The sequence below is a fragment of the Lacticaseibacillus suibinensis genome (assembly GCF_003946175.1).
GTDB classification, from domain to species: domain Bacteria; phylum Bacillota; class Bacilli; order Lactobacillales; family Lactobacillaceae; genus Lacticaseibacillus; species Lacticaseibacillus suibinensis.
Genome location: NZ_RHOK01000002.1, coordinates 166,790 through 186,814, shown reverse-complemented (window position 1 = coordinate 186,814; position 20,025 = coordinate 166,790). Strand labels below are relative to the sequence as shown.

17 protein-coding genes are annotated in these 20,025 nt (G+C 55.2%); 6 read left to right on the top strand and 11 right to left on the bottom strand.

From position 1 onward, the window contains the following. Positions 1 to 385 precede the first annotated feature (385 nt). The 3 genes from EKM90_RS01915 to EKM90_RS12720 all read left to right on the top strand — a co-directional run bounded on the left by EKM90_RS01915 (position 386) and on the right by EKM90_RS12720 (position 2,809). On the top strand, positions 386 to 1,456 hold the full coding sequence (locus EKM90_RS01915; protein ID WP_125579366.1) for a hypothetical protein: 1,071 nt from the start codon (positions 386 to 388) through the stop codon (positions 1,454 to 1,456). 118 nt (positions 1,457 to 1,574) lie between these two features. After that, positions 1,575 to 2,615 carry an LptM family lipoprotein gene (locus tag EKM90_RS01910; protein ID WP_125579365.1) on the top strand — a complete coding sequence of 347 codons (1,041 nt, stop codon included), beginning with the start codon at positions 1,575 to 1,577 and terminating at the stop codon, positions 2,613 to 2,615. 17 nt (positions 2,616 to 2,632) lie between these two features. Beyond that, positions 2,633 to 2,809 carry a hypothetical protein gene (locus EKM90_RS12720; protein WP_164507814.1) on the top strand — a complete coding sequence of 59 codons (177 nt, stop codon included), beginning with the start codon at positions 2,633 to 2,635 and terminating at the stop codon, positions 2,807 to 2,809. A 29-nt stretch (positions 2,810 to 2,838) separates the two neighbouring features. Here the strand turns inward: EKM90_RS12720 and EKM90_RS01905 are convergent, their stop codons facing one another. Further along, positions 2,839 to 4,257 carry a glycoside hydrolase family 1 protein gene (locus EKM90_RS01905; RefSeq protein ID WP_125579364.1) on the bottom strand — a complete coding sequence of 473 codons (1,419 nt, stop codon included), beginning with the start codon at positions 4,255 to 4,257 and terminating at the stop codon, positions 2,839 to 2,841. A 265-nt stretch (positions 4,258 to 4,522) separates the two neighbouring features. On the opposite strand from EKM90_RS01905, the gene EKM90_RS01900 reads away from it, so the two are divergent. Next, positions 4,523 to 5,575 (top strand): NAD-dependent epimerase/dehydratase family protein, encoded by a 1,053-nt coding sequence (locus EKM90_RS01900; protein ID WP_125579363.1) that lies wholly within the window; start codon positions 4,523 to 4,525, stop codon positions 5,573 to 5,575. 51 nt (positions 5,576 to 5,626) lie between these two features. Here EKM90_RS01900 and EKM90_RS01895 read toward each other — a convergent pair whose 3' ends face one another. From EKM90_RS01895 to EKM90_RS12715, 7 genes are all read right to left on the bottom strand, one after another. Then, positions 5,627 to 6,976 carry a threonine/serine exporter family protein gene (locus tag EKM90_RS01895; protein WP_125579362.1) on the bottom strand — a complete coding sequence of 450 codons (1,350 nt, stop codon included), beginning with the start codon at positions 6,974 to 6,976 and terminating at the stop codon, positions 5,627 to 5,629. Positions 6,977 to 7,069: 93 nt separating this feature from the next. Continuing rightward, positions 7,070 to 7,600, bottom strand: coding sequence for a GNAT family N-acetyltransferase (locus tag EKM90_RS01890; RefSeq protein WP_225422667.1), 531 nt, complete (start codon positions 7,598 to 7,600; stop codon positions 7,070 to 7,072). A 14-nt stretch (positions 7,601 to 7,614) separates the two neighbouring features. Then, positions 7,615 to 7,866 (bottom strand): hypothetical protein, encoded by a 252-nt coding sequence (locus EKM90_RS01885; RefSeq protein WP_125579361.1) that lies wholly within the window; start codon positions 7,864 to 7,866, stop codon positions 7,615 to 7,617. 227 nt (positions 7,867 to 8,093) lie between these two features. Then, complete coding sequence (locus EKM90_RS01880) at positions 8,094 to 8,417, bottom strand: hypothetical protein (RefSeq protein WP_125579360.1); 324 nt, start codon at positions 8,415 to 8,417, stop codon at positions 8,094 to 8,096. Positions 8,418 to 8,476: 59 nt separating this feature from the next. Further along, a complete protein-coding gene (locus tag EKM90_RS01875; RefSeq protein ID WP_125579359.1) occupies positions 8,477 to 11,299 on the bottom strand; it encodes a cation-translocating P-type ATPase in 2,823 nt (940 codons plus the stop codon). A gap of 642 nt (positions 11,300 to 11,941) precedes the next feature. Then, complete coding sequence (locus EKM90_RS01870; protein WP_164507813.1) at positions 11,942 to 12,736, bottom strand: class A sortase; 795 nt, start codon at positions 12,734 to 12,736, stop codon at positions 11,942 to 11,944. Beyond that, the gene (locus EKM90_RS12715; RefSeq protein WP_164507812.1) at positions 12,699 to 13,256 is read right to left on the bottom strand and encodes a hypothetical protein; all 558 of its coding nucleotides are present in this window, start codon (positions 13,254 to 13,256) and stop codon (positions 12,699 to 12,701) included. The genes EKM90_RS01870 and EKM90_RS12715 overlap by 38 nt, the downstream gene beginning before the upstream one ends. A 491-nt stretch (positions 13,257 to 13,747) precedes the next feature. Between EKM90_RS12715 and pyk the strand changes: the two genes are divergently transcribed. Beyond that, a complete protein-coding gene (gene pyk / locus EKM90_RS01865) occupies positions 13,748 to 15,178 on the top strand; it encodes a pyruvate kinase (protein ID WP_125579357.1) in 1,431 nt (476 codons plus the stop codon). Between the two features lie 42 nt (positions 15,179 to 15,220). On the opposite strand, the gene EKM90_RS01860 is transcribed toward pyk, so the two are convergent. After that, positions 15,221 to 15,724: an NUDIX domain-containing protein gene (locus tag EKM90_RS01860; RefSeq protein ID WP_125579356.1), complete on the bottom strand. Its 504-nt coding sequence runs from the start codon at positions 15,722 to 15,724 to the stop codon at positions 15,221 to 15,223. Positions 15,725 to 15,930: 206 nt separating this feature from the next. On the opposite strand from EKM90_RS01860, the gene EKM90_RS01855 reads away from it, so the two are divergent. Continuing rightward, positions 15,931 to 17,241 (top strand): NCS2 family permease, encoded by a 1,311-nt coding sequence (locus EKM90_RS01855; RefSeq protein ID WP_125579355.1) that lies wholly within the window; start codon positions 15,931 to 15,933, stop codon positions 17,239 to 17,241. A gap of 337 nt (positions 17,242 to 17,578) precedes the next feature. Here the strand turns inward: EKM90_RS01855 and EKM90_RS01850 are convergent, their stop codons facing one another. Beyond that, on the bottom strand, positions 17,579 to 18,322 hold the full coding sequence (locus EKM90_RS01850; protein ID WP_125579354.1) for an amino acid ABC transporter ATP-binding protein: 744 nt from the start codon (positions 18,320 to 18,322) through the stop codon (positions 17,579 to 17,581). An 11-nt stretch (positions 18,323 to 18,333) separates the two neighbouring features. Then, complete coding sequence (locus EKM90_RS01845; protein ID WP_125579353.1) at positions 18,334 to 19,917, bottom strand: ABC transporter permease subunit; 1,584 nt, start codon at positions 19,915 to 19,917, stop codon at positions 18,334 to 18,336. Positions 19,918 to 20,025: the final 108 nt, after the last annotated feature.

Below are 20,025 nucleotides of genomic sequence, written 5' to 3'. Positions count from 1 at the left end.
CATCACGCACACTCCATTTCTCTTTTCTTTGGTCGGACGAGTGACAAAGGGACTGTGTGATGTCCCGTTTGTGTACTCGAATATAAAAATGGTATAGAAAAAGGAGTTAGCAGGCAAATTGCCTATCAACTCTAAATATCGTAGCGCCGTTTTCACGCGTCAGCTGGGACTTTTTGTGGGGTCTAGAAGTTTTGGTGTTAATAGTCTAGTCCCTTTTTAAATAACAAAAAGGCACCTGGTCTCCCTGGTGCTATGCTTGAAGCGACCATACGCAAACATATTTTTGCCGCAATTTCCGGGCTTTTTTATTACGCGTCATGTGGTGTCCGACCGGTTTGGTATCCTCAAGGAGGCGTCAAGTATAGATAACTTAGGAGGACTCATCATGAAATGGATGCAATCAAAGCGGCTGTGGGTGGTCGTGGTTGTGGTCGCAATCGTCGCAGCGGCGGGGTACATGCTGTGGCCGCGCTCAGCCAAGTCGAAGCTGGAAGGGCAGGCCTGGACGGTGACCGCCACTGCCACCGGCAGCGATTTTACCGCCCAAAATGAGGCGGTATACTTCGCGGATGGCCGGGTTTATCCCATTAAGCACAACATCGTGCAATTGGATGCCGGCCAAGCGGTGACCTACCAAAGCAAAAATCAATTTGTCGTGGCAGGCGCCACCGGCACGGTGAGCCAACACAGCAAGCAGGCCGTGAGCGGCACTATCACCGCCGGTGGCAACAGCGGTCAGTTCACCTTGACGGCGCGCAAAGGCGTCATCGTGCCCAAGAAGAAGGCGATGACCGCCGCGACCATCAAGCGCCAGTTCAACATCGTGGCCGTCAACTACAACGATGGCACCACTTTGCGCATCGCGCCAGCCGCCGACACCGACGGCTCGATTAAGTACACCAAGCACAACGGTAAGTTCCGGCTGGGTCAGTTCAAATACAAGTCCAAGCACCTCTGGACCACCTATTCGGACAAGCAGGCTGTCGTCAAGCCGACCAAGACGTTGAACTTGGATGTTACCGCGGCGGCGCTTGAGACCTTGGTGACCGCACCGGTGAAGACGAAGCTGTTTGAAGAGGAGTTGAACGATATTGCCACGGTCGGCTCAAAAGCCACAGCGGCGTATCTGAAGCAAACCCTTGCCAGCAAGGTGACGCAAGCCTATCAGTTGCACGACGCCGACAAGAACGCCAACATCAACCAATCGCCGAAGATCTACTACAACCGCCAGGCGATCATGGAACGCATTCAGGTGCCCGAATTCAACCGCCGGGAAATCACGGATAAGCTGTATCAAGCCATCGTGAAAGACCCGATTCGCATCGTGCGCGTGTTGGTGATTGAATATCGCGGCGGGCACTTCGATGACGGTGCCGACGCTCGCGGCCAAATCACCTATGATCCCTTCACCGGCAAGGCTTTGCTGGAAGGCGACCGCGAAGTAACCATCAACTAAATGCTGTGATTTTGCCCGCTGCGTGCGGGCTTTTTTGCTGCGCGCGACACATTATGTCCGACTGAGATGCTAAGCTATGTGGCGATGTCAAACATTCACTGGGGCAAAGGAGTAAGGTATGAAAAAAATGAGGTTATGGCTGGCGGTTGTGCCGCTAGCTTTGGGGCTTGTGGCGTGCGGGCAAAGTGGTGCTGGAACCGGCAACAAGGCGAGTGCCAGCAGTCGTAGCGCAGCCAAATCGTCAAGCATCGTCAAAGTGAAGGAATCTAAGCCCAAGTATGCCAAGGACTTTAAGGCGGTGACGATTCCAAAAAAGATGCAAGGCAAATGGTATGGTTACGCGGCGAATGCCAGCAATCTCACCATCATGAACTTCGCGCAAAACGCAGTGACACTGACCGGACTGGACAACGACGGGCAAACCAAGTTGACTTACGATCCCGAGGTGCGCACCAAAGAAGATCAAGAAGCCCTGTCCAGCAGCAACGGGGGCAGTGTCGGGGGGCCGACCCTCACTGCTGGCGACAAATACCGCCAAGCCAACTGGGTTGCCGCCAAACAAACCACCATGAACGGCCAAACCGGGCTGAATCTCTGGAACAACTGGTACATTGCTGACGCGGGGACGTTTTACACGTTGGCCCAACGGAAAATCGGCAAGAAGCTGCACACGGTGCTGCTGGATCCGATGAACCACGCCATTTTTTATCGCGATAAGTCACGCTTTCTGGATGATGAAGGCCACGACGCCAGTGGTGCGGCAGCGGTGATTCCCACTGACGATGATTTCTTCGTGTTGGCGTTTCTCAAACAGTCCGGTTTTTCCCTTCGTTACGCCTATGAATCAATTGTGGAAGAGCCAAGCTGGAATTTCGTTCTGGCTGATCATGGCAGCAAGATCTATAGTCCAGGATCCAAGCCGACGGATCAGATTTATGTCATGCCGTTTTTCCTGAAAGGGGTGACGGCTGACGCGGTGACGTACCAGATTGACAACTCGAAGAACCCCGACAAAAAGTATCGTCATAGTGAACCGTTTACCGAGACGATGAGCAGCTTGGAGGAAAAGATGTTCACCGGTGATTCGAATGAGGATGACATGGTCATGCTTCAGGCGATTCGCGTCAAAATGGAAGAGAATGGGGCCAAGGTCGAGTAATCGAGTGGAGCATCAGGATGAACAGTAACTACCGCATTGCCGAGCTGCTGCTGCGCCTGCAAGCGGGCGAAACGCTCGACGCCAATGAACTTGAGAAGGTGACGAAGCGGCTGTTCGCTTCCTTGGCTCTCAATCAAACTAAAAGGACCGGGGCAAGAAATCTTCGTGATTTCCGAGTCTCGGTCCTTTCTTAAAGGGGGTACGTCATAGCCCCTTCCTACGATTAGTCAGTGAAGACATTTTCGCCGTTAGAAGCAATAATCTGGCGATAGGTCTCGAAGCTGTCTTTCTTGCTGCGGGCCAAGGTGCCATGGCCTTCGTCGTCTTTGTCCACGTAGACGAAGCCATAGCGCTTGCTCATCTGGCCAGTGCCAGCGGACACAATGTCAATCGGGCCCCACCAGGTGTAGCCCATGACGTTGCAGCCGTCCTTGATGGCCTCGCCGATGGCCTGAACATGGGCTTTGAGATATTCGCTGCGGGCCGGGTCGTGAATGCTGCCGTCAGCGCTGACGGTATCCTTCATGCCGAGTCCATTTTCAACAATGAACATCGGGCAGTTGTACCGATCCTGCACCAGGTTGCACATCCAGCGCAGGCCCAGCGGATCGATCTGCCAGCCCCAATCGGTGGCTTTCAGATAAGGGTTCGGCTTGCCTACTGCACCGCCAGTATCGCCATACAGCGGCGTGCCGGCGGCGTAGGTGGAAGAGCGGTAGTAAGAGAAGCCTAAGAATTCGGATGGGTAGTCGTGAATCAGCTGCAGGTCGTCCGGACCCATCTCCAGTTCAAAATGATGCTCGGCAAAAATGCGCTTGGCGTAGGCCGGATAGGCGCCACGCAGCTGAACATCGGCAGAGATGAAGGTGCGCCGCTGCATCTGCATCGCGCCGAAGACATCTTCTGGCGCGCAAGTGGCCGGATAAACGGCGGCCTGGCTAAGCGAAAGCATGATCCCCATGTGGGCGTCAGGCATCAGTTCGCGCGCCAACTTGACCGCTTTGGCGTTGGCCACATACATGTTGTGCTCAGCTTGATAAATCTGCTGGGTGCGGTGGTCGGTGTCGCCAGTCAAATCAATCGCCGCAGCCGCGTAAGGAATGGTGTGGGTGTTGTTCATTTCGTTGAATGTCATCCAGTAATGCACGACGTTACCGTAGCGGGTGAAAATGGTGCGGCAGAACCGCTCATACAAGTCGATCAGGTGGCGGTCGGTCCAGCCGCCATACTTGTCATGCAGAGCAAGCGGCGTTTCATAGTGGGAAATGGTGACCACCGGCTCCATCCCAAGCTTCTTCATGGTGGCGAACAGGTCGTCATAGTACCGCAAGCCAGCTTCGTTGGGTGTGGTTTCCTCACCAGTGGGGTACAGCCGGCTCCAGGCGATAGAGGTGCGGAAACAGTTGAAGCCCATTTCACTCATTGCCTGTAAGTCTTCGTGATACTTGTGGTAAAAATCGATGGCCTCGTGGTTGGGATAGTATTTCCCAGGTAATACCGCGTCATCATGTTCGCTTTTACCAATGCCATGCTCAGTCACATCCACCAGTGATGGCCCTTTGCCATCCGCTTGCCAGGCCCCTTCTGCCTGATTAGCGGCAATTGCGCCGCCCCAAAGAAATCCTTTTGGAAAAACTGTCATGGTTCTGCCTCCTGCGCCTTCAAGACGCGTTTCAAAATGAATACGCCTCCATTCAAGCACGAAGCGCTAGGGATGTAAAGGCGGGCCGTGGCACTGCCGGCGGGCTCCGCTTGGATACTGGGTCTGCTGTGCTCCCAGGGCGATTCAAAGACCGGTCTCGGCCTACCTGCAAAGCCCCTTACTGCGGAGGCTGGCCGGCCCGGGCTTCGACTGTGACCTAGCGTTTGGCGGCCGTTCAAGGTATGATAAAACTCGGAGGTGCAGCATGAAATCAGCATTATACCAACAAGACGTCGCCGCAACTGCGGCCTTGGCTTTACCTTGGGACAAGCTCCAAGGTAAGACGATTTTGATTACCGGCGCCAGCGGGTTAATTGGGAGTTTTCTGATTGATGTGTTGATGCAGCAAAATCACACCCAACAGCGCGACTGTCACATTATCGCCCTAGGGCGCAGTGAAGCGCATGCCAAGGCGCGGTTTAATGACTATTGGGATGATAAGCATTTCACGTTTGTCAGCCATGATGTCAATTTACCCATGACCGACGAGGCCATCGCCAACGTGGATTTTGTGCTCCATCTGGCCAGCAACACGCATCCGGTGGCATATGCCAATGACCCGATTGGCACGATTACCGCCAATATCATCGGCACGCAAAACCTACTTGAATTCGCCGTGGAGCATCACGCCCAGCGGTTCGCGTTTGCCTCTTCCAATGAGATTTACGGCGAAAACCGCGGGGATGTAGAGCTGTTCAAGGAAGATTACTGCGGCTACATTGACTCCAACACCTTGCGTGCCGGCTATCCGGAAAGCAAACGCGCCGGCGAGGCCTTGTGCCAGGCCTACAAGCGGCAAAAAGGACTGGATGTTGTGATTCCGCGGCTGACCCGCAGCTACGGGCCAACGCTGGCGCGCAGTGACACCAAGGCGATGACCCAGTTCATCCGCAATGGCGTGGCGCGTGAGGATATCGTGCTGAAAAGTGCTGGCACCCAGCATTATTCCTATACGTACGTCGCCGATGCCGTGTCGGGCCTGTTGATGGTACTGCTGGCCGGGGTCAATGGCGAGGCGTATAACATTGCGGATCAGGCCTCGAATGTGATGCTGAAAGACGTAGCGGCAATGATTGCCAAAGAATCCGGCAATCAGGTGGTGTTTGAACTGCCAGACGCCGTGGAGCAGGCCGGGTTCAGTAAAGCCACGAAAGCATTACTGGATCCAAGTAAGTTGCAAGCGCTGGGCTGGCATGCCCAGTTCGATATGGCAACAGGGCTAGCGCATACGCTACAGATTTTGCGGGCAGAAGCCTAACTCAAAAAAACTCGCTCTGACCGCGGTCAGAGCGAGTTTTCGATTCCAAGGTTAATCCGCATGCCGCCAGGTGGGGTCAGTGATGATCCGCGCCATGGCGAGCCCCAGTGGTAAAGCAACAACCATCATTGCCGCTTGAATCAGCCAGCTGCCGCCGACGTCAACATTGCTCAAACCGAGGTTGAACATGGCACGATACATGTAAAGCCCTGGCACCATGATGACAATGGCAGGGACGGTTAGCGAAATCCGCGGGTAGCCGTCGCGCCGGTTGGCCAGCGAAGCCAGTAGCCCGGCGAGCAGCGCGCCGAGAAATGCCGCGGCAGCAGGCGGCAGGCCGGCGCTACTGGACAGCGTCAGGCGCAGTGTGTTGGCGAGCGCCCCAATCAGCCCAGCCATCGTGGCCATGGGCACGGGACTGTTGAACATAATCGAGAAGCCGAACACCCCGCAGAAGCTGGCGATAATCCGCAGCCCCAGCAGCGGCCAAAACGACAGGCCCAGCGGCAGAAAGTTTTCCGGATGGAATTGCACCAGCATCGCCACCACCCAACCGGTGAGGGTGGCGACCACAATGGTCAAAATGGCGAAGGTGCCGCGTTCTAACCCAGAGCGCATGTCGAGCTTGGCCATATCCAGACCAGAAGTGATGAAGGGGAAACCGGGGATGACGAACAGCATCGCGCCGATATAGCCTGCTTCATGCGCTGCCGCAATGTGAAAACTCATTTCTAGGAGCTTGAAAACGGCAAAATAGGTGAGGCACGCCGCCGCCACACTGACGGCAACATGCGCCACCAGCGTGATGTGGCGGTCAATCATTTTCCGCCGGGTGTAATTGCCGACCCCAGCACCGAAAAAGGCACAGAGCATTTCAATCGGGCCGCCGCCCAGCAGAAAGACGAAGGCCGCGCAGGCCAGTGCCGACGCCAGGCCCACCTGCAGCGGTGAGAAGTTGCCGGAGCGGCGCTGAATCGCATCCAGGCGCTCATGCACTTCATGCACAGTTAAGTCCGTGCAGTCTTCCTCGAAATGGTTGACGAAGACTTCCATGGCGTGCAGGCGGTCGGTGTTGACACCGCTGCTGGGCAAGGCTAGCGTCTGGGAATAATGGCGGCCATTTTCAAAACAGGTGTATTCCAGCGTGATGAGGCCGACGTCGGCGCTGCAAGTTAGCCCCAAGGCGCGGGCAATGGTGTTCATGGCCTCGCGCACCCGCCACGCCCCAGTGCCGCAGGCCAGCATCATCAGCCCCACGCGGCCAACAATGGTGGCCCGCTCGGTCAGGCGTACCTGGGTGACAGGCAGGGCTTCCCCTTTGGCAAAACGGTGCCAGTGAATGGTCATGTGGTGGGGTAAATTAACCGGCGCAGTGGCTGGCTTTGGTTCTTGGTCTTTCATGATAACCTCCAAATGAAACTATAAGGTTTAAGTTACCACGTTCGCGGGCCTGATGAAAGTTTTGCTCCGGTATTGACCCCGGTTTTCTGTAAATTAAGTCAGACCGAACGCCGGATCGTAATGCAAGGTGCCGCTGACGCCAGTTAACCCGCCCTCAACAATCGGCCGGAGGAGAAAGTATTTGGATTCCACTTCAAACGGCGCCTGCACGTTGAAATTGGCCGCTGGTTGGTAGCCGAAGCGGCCATAATAAGCAGGATCGCCGAGAATTGAGATGGCACGCCGGGCATCTTCCCCTGCTTGCATCTCCAGGTACGTGATCAGCGCACCGCCGACGCCTTGACTTTGGTACGCAGGCAAGACGGCCAGCGGGGCGAGCACAAAGATTGGCCAAGCCTGCGTGACGTTTTGGATGGTGGCCTTGGAGAGCAAGGCGTGGCCAATCAAGGCGCCATCGTCAGTGAAGGCACCGACGTCATAGTCTGCATGATAGTCCGGGCTTTGCCGCAGGGCCGCCACCAGGTTGGCCTCATTGCCATCGGTATGCGGCGCGGTGGCGAAGGCAGTGGTAATCAGAGTTAAACTGGCGGCAAAATCCGCCGGGGTTAAGGGTTTAATTTTCACAAGAATACTTCTTTCTAGCCTTGAATAAGTTTGCTCAAAATTAACAGGGCCATGACGGCGGCTAACGGTTGGCCCCACACCACGAGCCGATGGTACTGCGGCGCGAGTGGCTGGCGGGCGGCCAGGCGCAGGCACAAAAAGCCGAGCAGCGGCAGTAGGAGCGCGAACCAACCCATGGCCAAGGCGGACAGTCCAAGCTGCGGCAGCAAAAAACCAGCGGTCAACAGCAGAATTAACGTGATAGTGGGTGGTGATTGTTTTGCCAAGTGAGACCCCTCCAAATTGAACGCCTCAGCGCGCAGGCGACTGTGCTATCGAAAAATTGATAATACGATTACTAATTTGACGCTTTTATCGGCGTGTTGTAAGCTCCAGCCACGAATGAAGGCTGCTTCATTCGAGTAGCATCACTTGCCAGGCGGGCTAAGTCTATCGCCGCGCTGGCAAAAAGACCCGCTCACTTGCCGTGAACGGGTCTTTCGTTTGCCAAGGGTTACATCAGCGGCAAATATACCAGCTCGACTAAGGCCTTGTGCAAAGCGACGTTAATCGCCTGAATCGGCTGATCGAGGACTTTTTGGTATTCGTCCAGCACGTCATTCGGCAAGGGCGTCAGCAAATGCAGGTCATCGATGACATCGCTGGCGGTGTCGGTGCTGGCCAAATCAACGAATAGGTCGATTTTACTGAGACAATCACTGAGCAGATCGGTCAGCTGCGAAAGCGGCTTGCCGTTTTCATCGGTGATCACGACCTGGCGATGATTGAGGGGCTGGTGCTCGATCTGAATCATTTTCAGCGCATGATAAACATTCAACTGGCTCACCTCGATATTGTTACCCCGATTGTAGGCAATCTGGCCTGAAAAAACAATCTTTAATCATGCTCCGGTACGGCCTGACGCTCTGGGGCCACCGGCGGGCGATGCCAGCGCAGCCACAGTTCTTTAATGCCGGACAAAATGAAGGTCGGCAGGGCCGGAATGAACACCACTGCGGCGTACAGCGTGCTGGAAAGTGGCGCGGTTCCCATCACTTCGTTGAAGAACGGCATGATGGTGACGAGCAGTGAAGCTGCCGCCGCGAACGCCACGGCCAGGAGTAGCTGATGGTTTTCAAACGGATTGCGAGCGAACAGGGTGCGGGTGCTGCGGGCGTCAAACACATGCCACAACTGGCCAAACACCAGGGTCAAAAAGGCGAGGGTTTGCGCTTCGGCGCCGCTCATGCCTTGACTGGCGGCCCAGATGAAGGCGACATAGACCAGGCCGCCCATCACAATGCCGCGCAGGAAAATGCGGCCCAGCATGCCATGTAAAATAGATTGTTTCACATTACGTGGCGGCTGGCTCATCAGGTCGGCTTCCGGCACATCATAGCCAAGGGCAAAGCTCGGCAAGGCATCGGAAATCATGTTCACCCACAGCACCATCAGCGCCGTTAACGTCGGTGTGGTGGCCGCCACTTGCCCGACTGGTTGCGTCATCAGCAGCACCCCGAACAGCAGTGCCAACACTTCGGCGACGTTGGTGGTGAGCTCGTGGCGCATAAAGTTTTTGATGTTGCCAAAAATGGTGCGGCCGGCGCGGACGCTGCGCTCAATGGTGGTGAATTTGTCATCCAGTAAAATCAGATCTGCGGCGTCTTTGGTGACTTCGGTGCCGTTGATGCCCATGGCAATGCCAATATCGGCTGCGCGTAAGGCTGGCGCGTCATTGATGCCATCGCCAGTCATCGCCACGGTTTCACCATGCCGCTGCAAGGCGCGCACGATGCGCTGCTTGTGTTCCGGCGACACCCGGGCGTATACGCGGATGCTTGGCGCGAGCCGGAACAAATCGTCATCGGTCATGGCTTCCAGCTGCTTGCCTTCCACCACCCGGGCGCTAGGGTCGGTGACAATGCCCAGCTTTAAGGCAATCGCACGGGCGGTGACTGCGTGATCGCCGGTGATCATCACGACCTGAATACCGGCTTGGTGCAAGGTGGTCACACTTTGGCGCACTTCCGGCCGCGGCGGGTCAATGATGCCGGCAATGCCTAGTAAGGTCAGGTGCTGCTCAAGCTCAGCGGTGCTACCATGCAACGCCAGGTCCTCGTCGATGTCGCGCAACGTCACCGCCAGCGTCCGCAGCGCCTGTTCGGCAAAGCGGTTGACCTGCGCTTCTACCGCAGTTTGACCAGCTGGCAATGTCACGAGTTGGTCGTGGTCCAGAATGGCATCAGTTTTGGCTAAAATCACGTCTGGCGCACCTTTAGTCAGCACCTGATACTGGTCGCCATCTTTAATGACGACACTCATCATTTTACGGTCGCTGTCAAACGGCAGTTCGCGAATGATGTCGATGTCCAGCGCCTGGTCTTTGCTCAATATCGTATCGCGATCGATACCAAATTTGTGGCCCATCACTACCAGCGCTACGTCGGTGGGGTTGCCATACGGGCGGCTGCGGCCTTCGTCGTCGGTTTGAATCGCCGCTTCGTTATTCAGGACAGCGGCCATCATGAAGCGCGAAAAGCCGGGGGTGTCGGCTTCGTCATCAGGGATGATTTCGCCTACTGGTTCATAGCCGTCGCCTTCCACCACATAACTGGCGCCATTGGCATAAAACCGGGTGACAGTCATTTCATTTTTGGTCAAGGTACCAGTTTTATCTGAGGCAATGTAGCTGGTGGCCCCTAGGGTTTCCACACTGTTCAGGGACTTGATCAGACCGTTGTTTTTGGCCAGCATCGTGGCCCCAATCGTGAGCACAATCGACAGCACCGCCGGTAGCGCATCGGGAATCGCGGCCACCGCCAAGGCAATCGCCGTAGAGAGGGATTCGGCCAGCGCAGCGAAGGAGAGACTGCCAGTTTGCTGATAGGCTTTAAAGAGCTCCACCAGCAACGTGAACGCCACAATCACCATCGCCACCATCATCAGTTTGGTGGTCAGGCGCGCAATGGTGCGTTCAATGGGGGTCTTTTTGTCCTTAACTTGATCCAGCAAGGTGGCGATTTTGCCCAGCTCGGTTTGCATGCCGGTGGCCACCACCACCCCGAGGCCGTTACCATGCGTCACTGTCGCACCAGAAAAGCCCATGTTGGTGCGGTCACCGATTTGCACGTCAGCGCCCAATGCGTGGGTTTGTTTTTGCACAGGTTCCGCTTCGCCGGTGAGGTGGGCTTCGTTGGTTTGTAGCTCGGCGACATGGAGCCAGCGAACGTCGGCTTCGATGAAGTCGCCGGTTTTGACACTGACAATATCACCGGGCACCAGCTCGGTGGCTGGCACCGTCAGCCAGTCGCCATCGCGCAGGACCTTGGCGTGGTGATCCGCCATCACCTTCAGGGCGTCCAGGGATTTTTGTGCGCTTTTGGCTTGCCAGAAGGAGAGGCCGGCATTAACGAAAATCAGCAGCAGAATCGCAATGCTTTCATACACTGCCGCCATACCATGGCTGGGGTCGTGGCGCACGAAGAAGTCATAGCCGGCGCTGGCCCAGGCCAATAGCACGGCGATGAATAAAATAATCACCAAGGGTTCTTTCAAGGTGGCCAAAAATTGGCGCCAGGCTGGTAGGGGCTTGCTGGCGGCCAAGGCGTTGGGGCCATGCTGGGTGAGCCGGGTCTGTACTTCTTCACTGGTGAGGCCGCTTTGCCGGCTGGTGGCGAGGCGGGATAGGACGTCTGCTTTGTGTTCGTTGTAGGGGGTCATAGGTTTTCCTCCAATAAGAAAAGGCCGCACCCAAGAATCGCTTTCCTCCCCGAGAAAGCTTTCTTGAGCACCGCCCAACCGAATTTTTTGAATTAGTTATCCGTTATTACTAGTTTAAAGGATACCTAATGCTGCTGTCAACAGATTTGGCCCGGGCCGCCGGTGGCGTGGGCGGTGGGCTCCGCTTGGGGTGCGCGGCCTGCTGTGCGGCCGGTCCGAGCCACAGTACGGTCTCGGGCCTAATTTTAGTGCCTGCTCGCTTTGCTCGCTTGAGTCGCTAAAATTGCCGCGATGATGACTGGTCAGCCTGAAACCCGCAGTCTGACTAGTCATCATCGTTTCACTGCTGGCCGCCCGCCCCAGGCTCCGCCCACTACCCACGCCACCGGCTATATTACAGTAGCAGCCAGGAAGTGACATGAGTGGGCAACGTGCACCCTTTCTAGTCGCTAAACTGTGAACAATGCTCGTGCTAATTGCAAAACTGAGCAAGGAGATGAACTATAAGCAGGGGACCCTTTGCTCTTGAGGAGGAAGGCGAAGTAGAGAAAGAGCGGTGATTTGAACATGAAAAATCGGCGCCTGCGCAGGAGCGCGAAGACGTCGCTGATTGCGGCTAAAAGGTTACTGACGCTGTTACGACTAGCGTTCAGCGCGCGACTGCTTGTGGGGGTGGTCGTCTGCCAGGACGTAACCGGCGCCGCAGGCCAGCAGCACTGTCAGATTAATCGCCAGCAGCAGCCACAGCCAGCCGTCTAGCCGGTGGCGGCTCATGGTGCCCCCAATGGCTGCGGCCACGAAGGCAAGCGGTCCGTGGTCTTTGGCGGGAGGATTGCTAAAGGTGATGCCAAGGCTTTTGGCTGGTTTAGCGGTTAAGCTAGTGCGACGGGTGAGTAGGCCGGTGACCACGCGGCGATAGTCGGTGCCGCGGGGGCCTTCGCAGCGAATGAGCGTCACCCGCGCATCGCTGGTATTGGCTAGGACGCTGACCTGGTCTTGTTTCACCACTTGATTGGCAGCAACTTGGTACCTCCATACAGTGGTTAGGTCGGACACCAAGATCTCGTCGCCTTTTTTCACCTGGTTCAGGGCATTAAGTAGCCCTTCGCTACCGAGGTAGTGATGAGACGCGAGCACGGTGTTACCTTGGCCCAGCTTGCGTTCGGGGAAGTACAATACTGTGCCGAGGCTGAGGGTGCTGTCGTTAATCTGGTTGAAAATCGGCAGGCTGATGCCCACCTTGGGAATCGCCACGCGGCTTACGCCGGCGGTCGCCACCAACCGCTGGGTTTGCAGGCGCGCATTGAGCAAGGTGGTCAGGTCGGCTTCGGCAATTTGACTGCGGTGGTGGCCGGACACGGCCTCACTGTGCGCCAAATTCGCCTGATGGGCGGCGGCTTCACTGGCCGGGATAGTGGTGGCAGGGGAACGCTGCAAGTTGGCCGCCGGTTTGCATAATTTTTGATTCAGATATGGCCTGGGCCGGCTGGTGCTTACCGCTATTGGTGAAGTCTGTGAGGCCGGATTTGGGCGCATAGGTAAAAGCAGGCGCAGCTGCGGTTAGGGCAAATACCACTGGTGCGGCTGGGGTCGTGATTTGGGCACTGGGCTGTTCTGCCAGCAGGTAAATGCCAAAGCGCAGGTCGGCTTCGGCGTAAGTGGCTGTACCGGTGCTGCCGGTGGTTAAAACGACGCTCAACTGCTGGGCCTCTGGTTCACGGTAGGTGACCGGTTGCGCTGGATTAATTGCGATTCCAGGGGTGGTGGCGACAATGCGGGTCAGACGGTATTGGGCGCCGGCGAGCGGGGCAGTTTGTTGAGTGGTGCCAGTGGTTGGTACGCTGACGCGTTTGTTAATGGTGACACTGGCAGTGGCCGCTGAGACTGGGTCAGCCGGAATCAGTAGCGTCAATAAGCCGGCCATCAAGATGACAAGACTGAACATTATTCTTTTCATGCTACCCCCTCCTTTGTATGGTTCGGTCCGCTGTTACTTGGCGCGCGATTACCTCTCGCCCTGAGGATATCAGAATTCGTGCCTACGAATATTTCATAAACTAATAATTTCGTTTAGAAAAAGTAGAAATACTGACCTCCATTCGCCACCCTATAAATACCAGAATCAGGCAGCTTATTCAATCACTACGACTCGTTTATTGGCATATAAGTGATTCGTTTATGGTAAAATTTGATAGTAATGATAGGACTAGTTAACGTTTTCAACTAAATTGGAAAAGCTGGCCGGTCCACTGGCGTTCAACTATTGTCCCTTGGCCCGGCTCGCTGCTGAAGGATTGGACGTGAATCTCACGACCGTAATCTTTGACGCGGCCTCCAGCAGAGGGACAAGAAAGCGTTTGTATATTGGCCTGAAATTTTTTACAATGGAAGGTGTGAGACTATCACGCCAGTCAGCGGCCTGGGTGCCGCATCATATGGAGGAAAAACATGCGCAAGACTAAGATCGTGTCGACTTTAGGGCCGGCATCGAATGATTTGGAAAAGATCACCGCATTGATTCACGCTGGGGCGAACATCTTCCGGTTCAACTTTTCTCATGGGGATCATGAGGAACAGCTGGGCCGGATGAACCTGGTGAAGCAGGCGATGAAGGATACTGGGGTTAAAGTGGGCTTAATGCTTGATACCAAAGGCGCCGAAATCCGCACCACGGAAATCGACAACGATGGCAAGATTGACTTTGACACCGGCGATAAGTTCCTTTTGACCATGAACACCGGTAAGAACACGACCAAAGAGGCTGTGGATATTACTTATGGCGGTTTGTACGACGACGTGAATGTGGGTCATCATGTGCTGTTTGACGATGGGCTCTTGGACACCAAGATCATCGAAAAAGACGAAAAGCGCCATGCTTTGGTGCTGGAAGTCCAAAACCCGGCGACCTTGGGCTCGAAAAAAGGCGTGAACTCCCCAGGTGTTTCCCTGAAGCTGAAGGGCATCACCGAACGCGATAAAGACGACATTCGTTTTGGCGTTAAGCAAGGCATCAACTTCATCGCTGCCTCTTTTGTGCGCAAGCCAAGTGACGTCAAGGAAATCCGCGACGTGCTGGCTGAAGTTGGCGGCGAAGATGTGCTCGTGATTCCAAAGATTGAATCACAAGAAGGCATTGACAACACCGATGCCATTTTGGCTGAAGCTGACGGCATCATGGTGGCCCGTGGCGACATGGGAATCGAAATTCCTTATGAAGAAGTGCCAGCCGTTGAACAAATGCTGATTCGCAAGTGTAACTTGGTCGGCAAGCCGGTCATCACTGCGACGCAGATGCTGGATTCCATGCAGGAAAACCCACGCCCAACGCGGGCCGAAGTAACTGACGTGACCTTCGCCGTGTTGCAAGGCACCGATGCCACCATGCTCTCTGGCGAATCTGCCAACGGGGACTACCCAGTTGAATCTGTGCACACCATGGCGGTGATTGACGAACGCGCCGACAAGATGTTGCCAGAACACTCACCGGTGCTTGAAGAACTGAAGACTTCAGGCTCCATCACCACCACCACCGCGATTGCGGCGGTTACGGCGGCGGAACGTGTGAGTGCCAAGGCCATCATTGCCTTGACCGCTAGTGGCTACACCGCACGGCAGATTTCCCGGTTGAAGCCAAGCGCCCCAATCATTGCCCTGACTTACACGGAACGCACCGCCTCCAGCTTACTGCTGTCATGGGGCGTGACCCCAATGGTGCTGCCTAAGGGCGATGCATACGAATCACTGATTGCCGAAGCTGAAAAGCGCCTGATTCACGAAGGCGTGGTTGAAGCAGGCGACGTGATTGTGATCGTCCTTGGCTTGCCGTTGTACGAAGCTGGCTCCACCAACAACGTGCTGATTTCACGTGTTGAAGGCTAATTGATTCAAAAAATTGGCTGATGCCCCTCGTAAGAGTTGGCATCAGCCGATTTTTGTTTGGGCTTGAGCGATGATGGTGCCCCAGTCAGTACTGCTGTTTTGGAGTAAGGCGCTCGCCGCCTCAATGCTAAGGATTTTGACGCGGCTGACTTCACTGGCTTGCAGCCGGAGTGATTCGAGCGTCAGCTGGGGGAGATTGAGCGCGAAAATCGTTTCAAACCAGGTCTCATGCCACACGGTCGTCAGCGGCTTGGTGAAGGCATGCTCAAGGCCGAGTTCTTCATGCAGCTCCCGACTTGCGGCCTGCGCAGCGGTTTCCCCGCGCAAGGCCGAACCGCCGGCAGCCACGTCCCAAGTGTCGGGCTGGTTGAGCTTTTGGTGGCTACGAAGCTGGAGCAACAGCTGGTTTGGGCCGACGAAGATCAGAATGGCGACGGTCAGATGATAAGTCGCCGGTGGTATTACATCACCGCGCCGCTGGACCCCAATGATCTGACCTTGGCGGTTATAAGCGTCCCATAATTCGTCGAGTTTGTCTGTGGTCATGATGCACCTCCTAGGTAAAAGCTAGTTTACAGCAAATATGGCAGGGTGGCGAAAACTGAATCGTCAGCAAGCGCTGCCGGCCGCGTTTTGGTGTCGTTTTCATTAAAAACACGAACAATAATTGCCCCAATTATCTCTATTTACATTTAACTACGAATATTATACGATTGTTAGGTGCTAAATCAGGAAAATAGAGGGTATTCAACGTGAAACAGAAATTATTGTCGTATTTTGAAATCGAGCGGTTAGGCACCACGGTCCGCCGTGAATTGTTGGCAGGCTTTACCACCTTCATCTCAATGGCTTACATCTTGTTCGTTAATCCTTCTGTGCTGGGGGCAGCCGGGATGGATAAAGGCGCGGTCTTCACCGCCACCGCTTTGGCCTCGGCGCTGGGCTGTTTGTTGATGGGGATTTTGGCGAAGTACCCGATTGCCACCGCGCCGGCTTTGGGCATCAATGCCTTTTTCGCTTACTCCGTGGTGATCGGCATGAAGATACCATGGCAGACGGCACTGGCCGGCGTGTTCGTGGCGTCGTTGATTTTTATCCTGATTACGATTTTCAAGTTGCGGGAAATGATTATTGACGCCATTCCGGCTGACCTGAAGTATGCCATTTCTGGTGGGATTGGCTTGTTCATTGCCTTCTTGGGTTTGAGCAACGGCGGCTTGATCACAGCCAACAAGTCCACCTTGGTCGGGCTGGGCTCACTTTCTACGGCGACCACTTGGTTGACGATTTTCGGCCTAGTCGTAACGGCCATCCTAATGGTCAAAAAAGTGCCAGGGGCGATTTTCATTGGCATGGTGCTGACGACGGTGCTAGGCTTAGCGACCAAGTTGATTCAGCTGCCAAGCGCGTTAATTGCCCCGGCGCCAAGCCTGAAGCCAACCTTTGGCGTGGCGATTGCCCATGTTGGCGACATCAACACCTTGCAACTCGCAGTCGTGGTGCTGACTTTCCTCTTGGTGACGTTCTTTGATACAGCTGGGACGTTGGTTGGCTTGGCCAACCAGGCTGGTTTTATGAAGGACAACAAAATGCCGCGGGTCGGCAAGGCCTTAGCCTCTGACTCCACAGCCATGCTCGCGGGCTCAATTTTAGGGACCTCGCCAGTGGGGGCCTATGTTGAATCCAGTGCCGGCATCGCAGTCGGCGGCCGCAGTGGGTTAACCGCGGTCACCACAGGGATTTTATTCATTGTTGGCCTGGTCTTCTCACCGCTGCTCGCAGTGGTCACGGATCAAGTCACGGCGCCCGCGTTGATCATTGTCGGCGTGCTGATGGCGCAATCGCTGCGCCAAATCAACTGGTCACAGCTTGAAATCGCCATTCCGAGTTTCTTGATTCTGATTGGCATGCCCCTGACCTATAGTATCTCCGACGGCATCGCCCTGGGCTTTATCATTTATCCCATCACCATGCTCGCCGCCAAACGCGGCAAAGAAGTCTCGCCAATCATGTACGGCCTGTTCTTCGTCTTTGTCGGGTTTATGTGGATCTTGAATGTATAGGCTGCGGAGCCGAGCGCATTTAGGGGGACAGATAGCCTAGCATAAGGCATTGCCGGCGTTTTTTGCCGGTGAGTCCTTATGCGTAGCTAGCTGCTCCCCCGTTGCTCGGCGGAGCGCAACTAAAACAGGCTGCAGAGGGTGGCCGCTTTTAGCCTGACAGGTAGCCTAGCCTGAAGCCTTACCGCCGCTTTATGGCGGTGAGGCTTCAGGCGTAGCCAACTGCTCAGGCGTTGGCCACCTGGAGCGCAACTGCAATAACCGCTTCGTAACATCAGACCCTTTTCCATCAAACCACAAAAGCGCCGCCGAGATGCAATCTCGGCGGCGCTTCGTTTAGCTAGACGCGGTTCAGATACCGCTTCAGGAATTCCTGAGTTTCTGGTTTTTGCGGGTGACCGAACAGTTCGTCTGGCGTGCCGCTTTCAGCAATCACGCCTTGGTTCATGAACACGACCTTGTCGGATACATCACGGGCGAAAGCCATTTCGTGGGTGACGATAATCATGGTCAGACCAGTATGGGCCAAGGCGGTCATGGCATTGAGCACATCATCCACCATTTCTGGATCCAAAGCGGAAGTTGGCTCGTCAAAGAGCAAGACTTCCGGGTCCATGGCTTCGGCACGGGCGATGGCCACGCGCTGCTCCTGGCCGCCGGAGAGCTGGCTGGGCTTGGCGTTGATATAGGGATCCATGCCAACCTGGGCGAGCAGTTCTAGGGCGTGCTTTTTGGCGGTGTCAGCGTCCCGCTTCAGCACGGTTTGCTGGCCGACCATCACGTTTTGCAGGACGGTGAGGTTGTTGAACAGGTTAAAGCTTTGGAACACCATGCCGACATGAGCGCGATACAGTGGCAAATCGAATTTGTCAGCCAAAATGCTTTCCCCGTGGAACAAAATGTCGCCAGAAGTTGGCGTTTCCAGCAGGTTGATGTTCCGCAGCAGGGTGGATTTCCCAGACCCGGAGCGGCCAATAATCGAAATGACTTGGCCTTTTTCCACGGCAAAGTTGATATCGCTGAGGACTTCATGCGTCCCAAACGTTTTCTTCAAATTACGGACTTCAATAATGGGTTCTGTCATGAGGAGCCTCCTTACTTAATCGTTGGGGTAACAACTTGCATCTGGTTATTTTCCACATTGTAGTTCTTCGGGCCATCGAGGCGCTTTTCAATCAACCGGAACAGGCGACTGATGGTGAAGGTCATGATCAGGTAAATGGCGCTGACAATCAGGTAGGTGTGGAAGAACTGGAAGCTTTGCCCAGAAATGGTTTCCCCGGTGAAGAACAGCTCGGAAACAGAGATGACCGACAGCACCGAGGTGTCCTTGATGTTGACGATGAATTCGTTCGTGACGGCAGGCAGACTGTTGCGAATGGCTTGCGGCAAAATGACCTTAGTCATGGTTTGCCAATGGGTCATGCCCAGCGCGTGCGCTGCTTCGAATTGGCCTTCATCGACGGAAATAATCCCGCCGCGCATGATTTCAGCGATGTAGGCGCCAGTATTGATAGACACAATCACCAGCGCGGCCAGCGTTTTATCCATATTGATGTGCATCACTTGCGCTGCGCCGTAATACAGCACGGCGGCTTGCACAATCATTGGGGTGCCGCGGAAGACTTCAATATAAACCGACAGCAGCCAATTGCCGACTGCCAGCAGGCCGCGCTGGGCAGCCTTTTTCTGCCGCGGAATGGTGCGAATCACGCCGACTAACAGGCCAATGATGAAGCCCACCAGCGTGCCGACCAAGGCCAACAGCAGGGTCATGCCGGTGCCGCGCAAGAGCATCGGGCCGTATTGCTTCAAAATGGCAAGTAGCCAGTTGCCTTGCTTGTCGGTTGTGGGCTGATTCGCTACGGCCTGATCCATTAAGTGATTGCGCTCAGTGGTGGAAATTTTGGCTAAAGTTTCGTTGATGGTGGCTTTGTCAGGATCACCTTTACGCAGCCCAATCGCCAAATCCACGTCGGCGGGATCAGTCTTAAAGCCATTAGCCTTGCTGAACTTGAGGTAGGTCAGATTTGGATTGGCGTCCTGCGCCGTGATGCCTTCTGGGACTTCGGAGACGTAACCGTCGATGGTGCCGGACTCTAGTGCCACCCGCATCGCCGGGAAGTTGTTCATCGCAGTTTCCTTGATGACACCTTTCATTTGCTTAATCGCTTGATAGTGGAAGGTGGACAGTTGCGCGGTGATTTTGGCGCCTTTGAAATCGCTGATGCTCTTGGCTTTAGCCCATTTGCTATCGCGGCGGACGACCACGGTCAGTTTGCTGGCATAGTAGGTGCTGGAAAAATCGATGGTTTTGCGCCGTTCCGCGGTCGGGGACATGCCGGCGATAATGGCATCAATTTTGCCAGAGGTCAAAGCCGGGGACAGGCCATCCCAGTCGGTTTTGACCACGACCACCTTTTTGCCCAAGGCTTTGGCGACTTTTTTCGCCATTTGCACGTCGTAACCGTTGGCGTAATCTTGCGAACCCTGGATCTTCACGGCACCGTTAGCGCTGGTGCTTTGCGTCCAGTTGAATGGCGCGTAGCCGGCTTCCATGCCGACCTTGAATGTGCCGTTATCCGCGGCATGGGTTGTTTGCGCTGGCCAGGCCAGCCCCAACGCCGCAATCACGGTCGCCCCCACAGCAAGCAGGCGGCGGTTAAAACCCTTCATCATGTGAAAAACTCCCTTCAAATTGGTCTTGTTGCCAAGACCAGACATCGGGAAATAGAGTGCTCGCTCAGCTGACTGAGCGGTCGGTACCGTTTCGGCCCAACAAAAAAG

Bases quoted from the DNA above. Each gene is read 5' to 3' on its own strand.
- EKM90_RS12715 (WP_164507812.1), bottom strand. From the start codon at position 13,256: ATGAAAAGAATAATGTTCAGTCTTGTCATCTTGATGGCCGGCTTATTG.
- pyk (WP_125579357.1), top strand. From the start codon at position 13,748: ATGCGCAAGACTAAGATCGTGTCGACTTTAGGGCCGGCATCGAATGAT.
- EKM90_RS01905 (WP_125579364.1), bottom strand. From the start codon at position 4,257: ATGACAGTTTTTCCAAAAGGATTTCTTTGGGGCGGCGCAATTGCCGCT.
- EKM90_RS01910 (WP_125579365.1), top strand. From the start codon at position 1,575: ATGAAAAAAATGAGGTTATGGCTGGCGGTTGTGCCGCTAGCTTTGGGG.
- EKM90_RS01875 (WP_125579359.1), bottom strand. From the start codon at position 11,299: ATGACCCCCTACAACGAACACAAAGCAGACGTCCTATCCCGCCTCGCC.
- EKM90_RS01845 (WP_125579353.1), bottom strand. From the start codon at position 19,917: ATGATGAAGGGTTTTAACCGCCGCCTGCTTGCTGTGGGGGCGACCGTG.
- EKM90_RS01895 (WP_125579362.1), bottom strand. From the start codon at position 6,976: ATGAAAGACCAAGAACCAAAGCCAGCCACTGCGCCGGTTAATTTACCC.
- EKM90_RS12720 (WP_164507814.1), top strand. From the start codon at position 2,633: ATGAACAGTAACTACCGCATTGCCGAGCTGCTGCTGCGCCTGCAAGCG.
- EKM90_RS01915 (WP_125579366.1), top strand. From the start codon at position 386: ATGAAATGGATGCAATCAAAGCGGCTGTGGGTGGTCGTGGTTGTGGTC.
- EKM90_RS01860 (WP_125579356.1), bottom strand. From the start codon at position 15,724: ATGACCACAGACAAACTCGACGAATTATGGGACGCTTATAACCGCCAA.
- EKM90_RS01900 (WP_125579363.1), top strand. From the start codon at position 4,523: ATGAAATCAGCATTATACCAACAAGACGTCGCCGCAACTGCGGCCTTG.
- EKM90_RS01850 (WP_125579354.1), bottom strand. From the start codon at position 18,322: ATGACAGAACCCATTATTGAAGTCCGTAATTTGAAGAAAACGTTTGGG.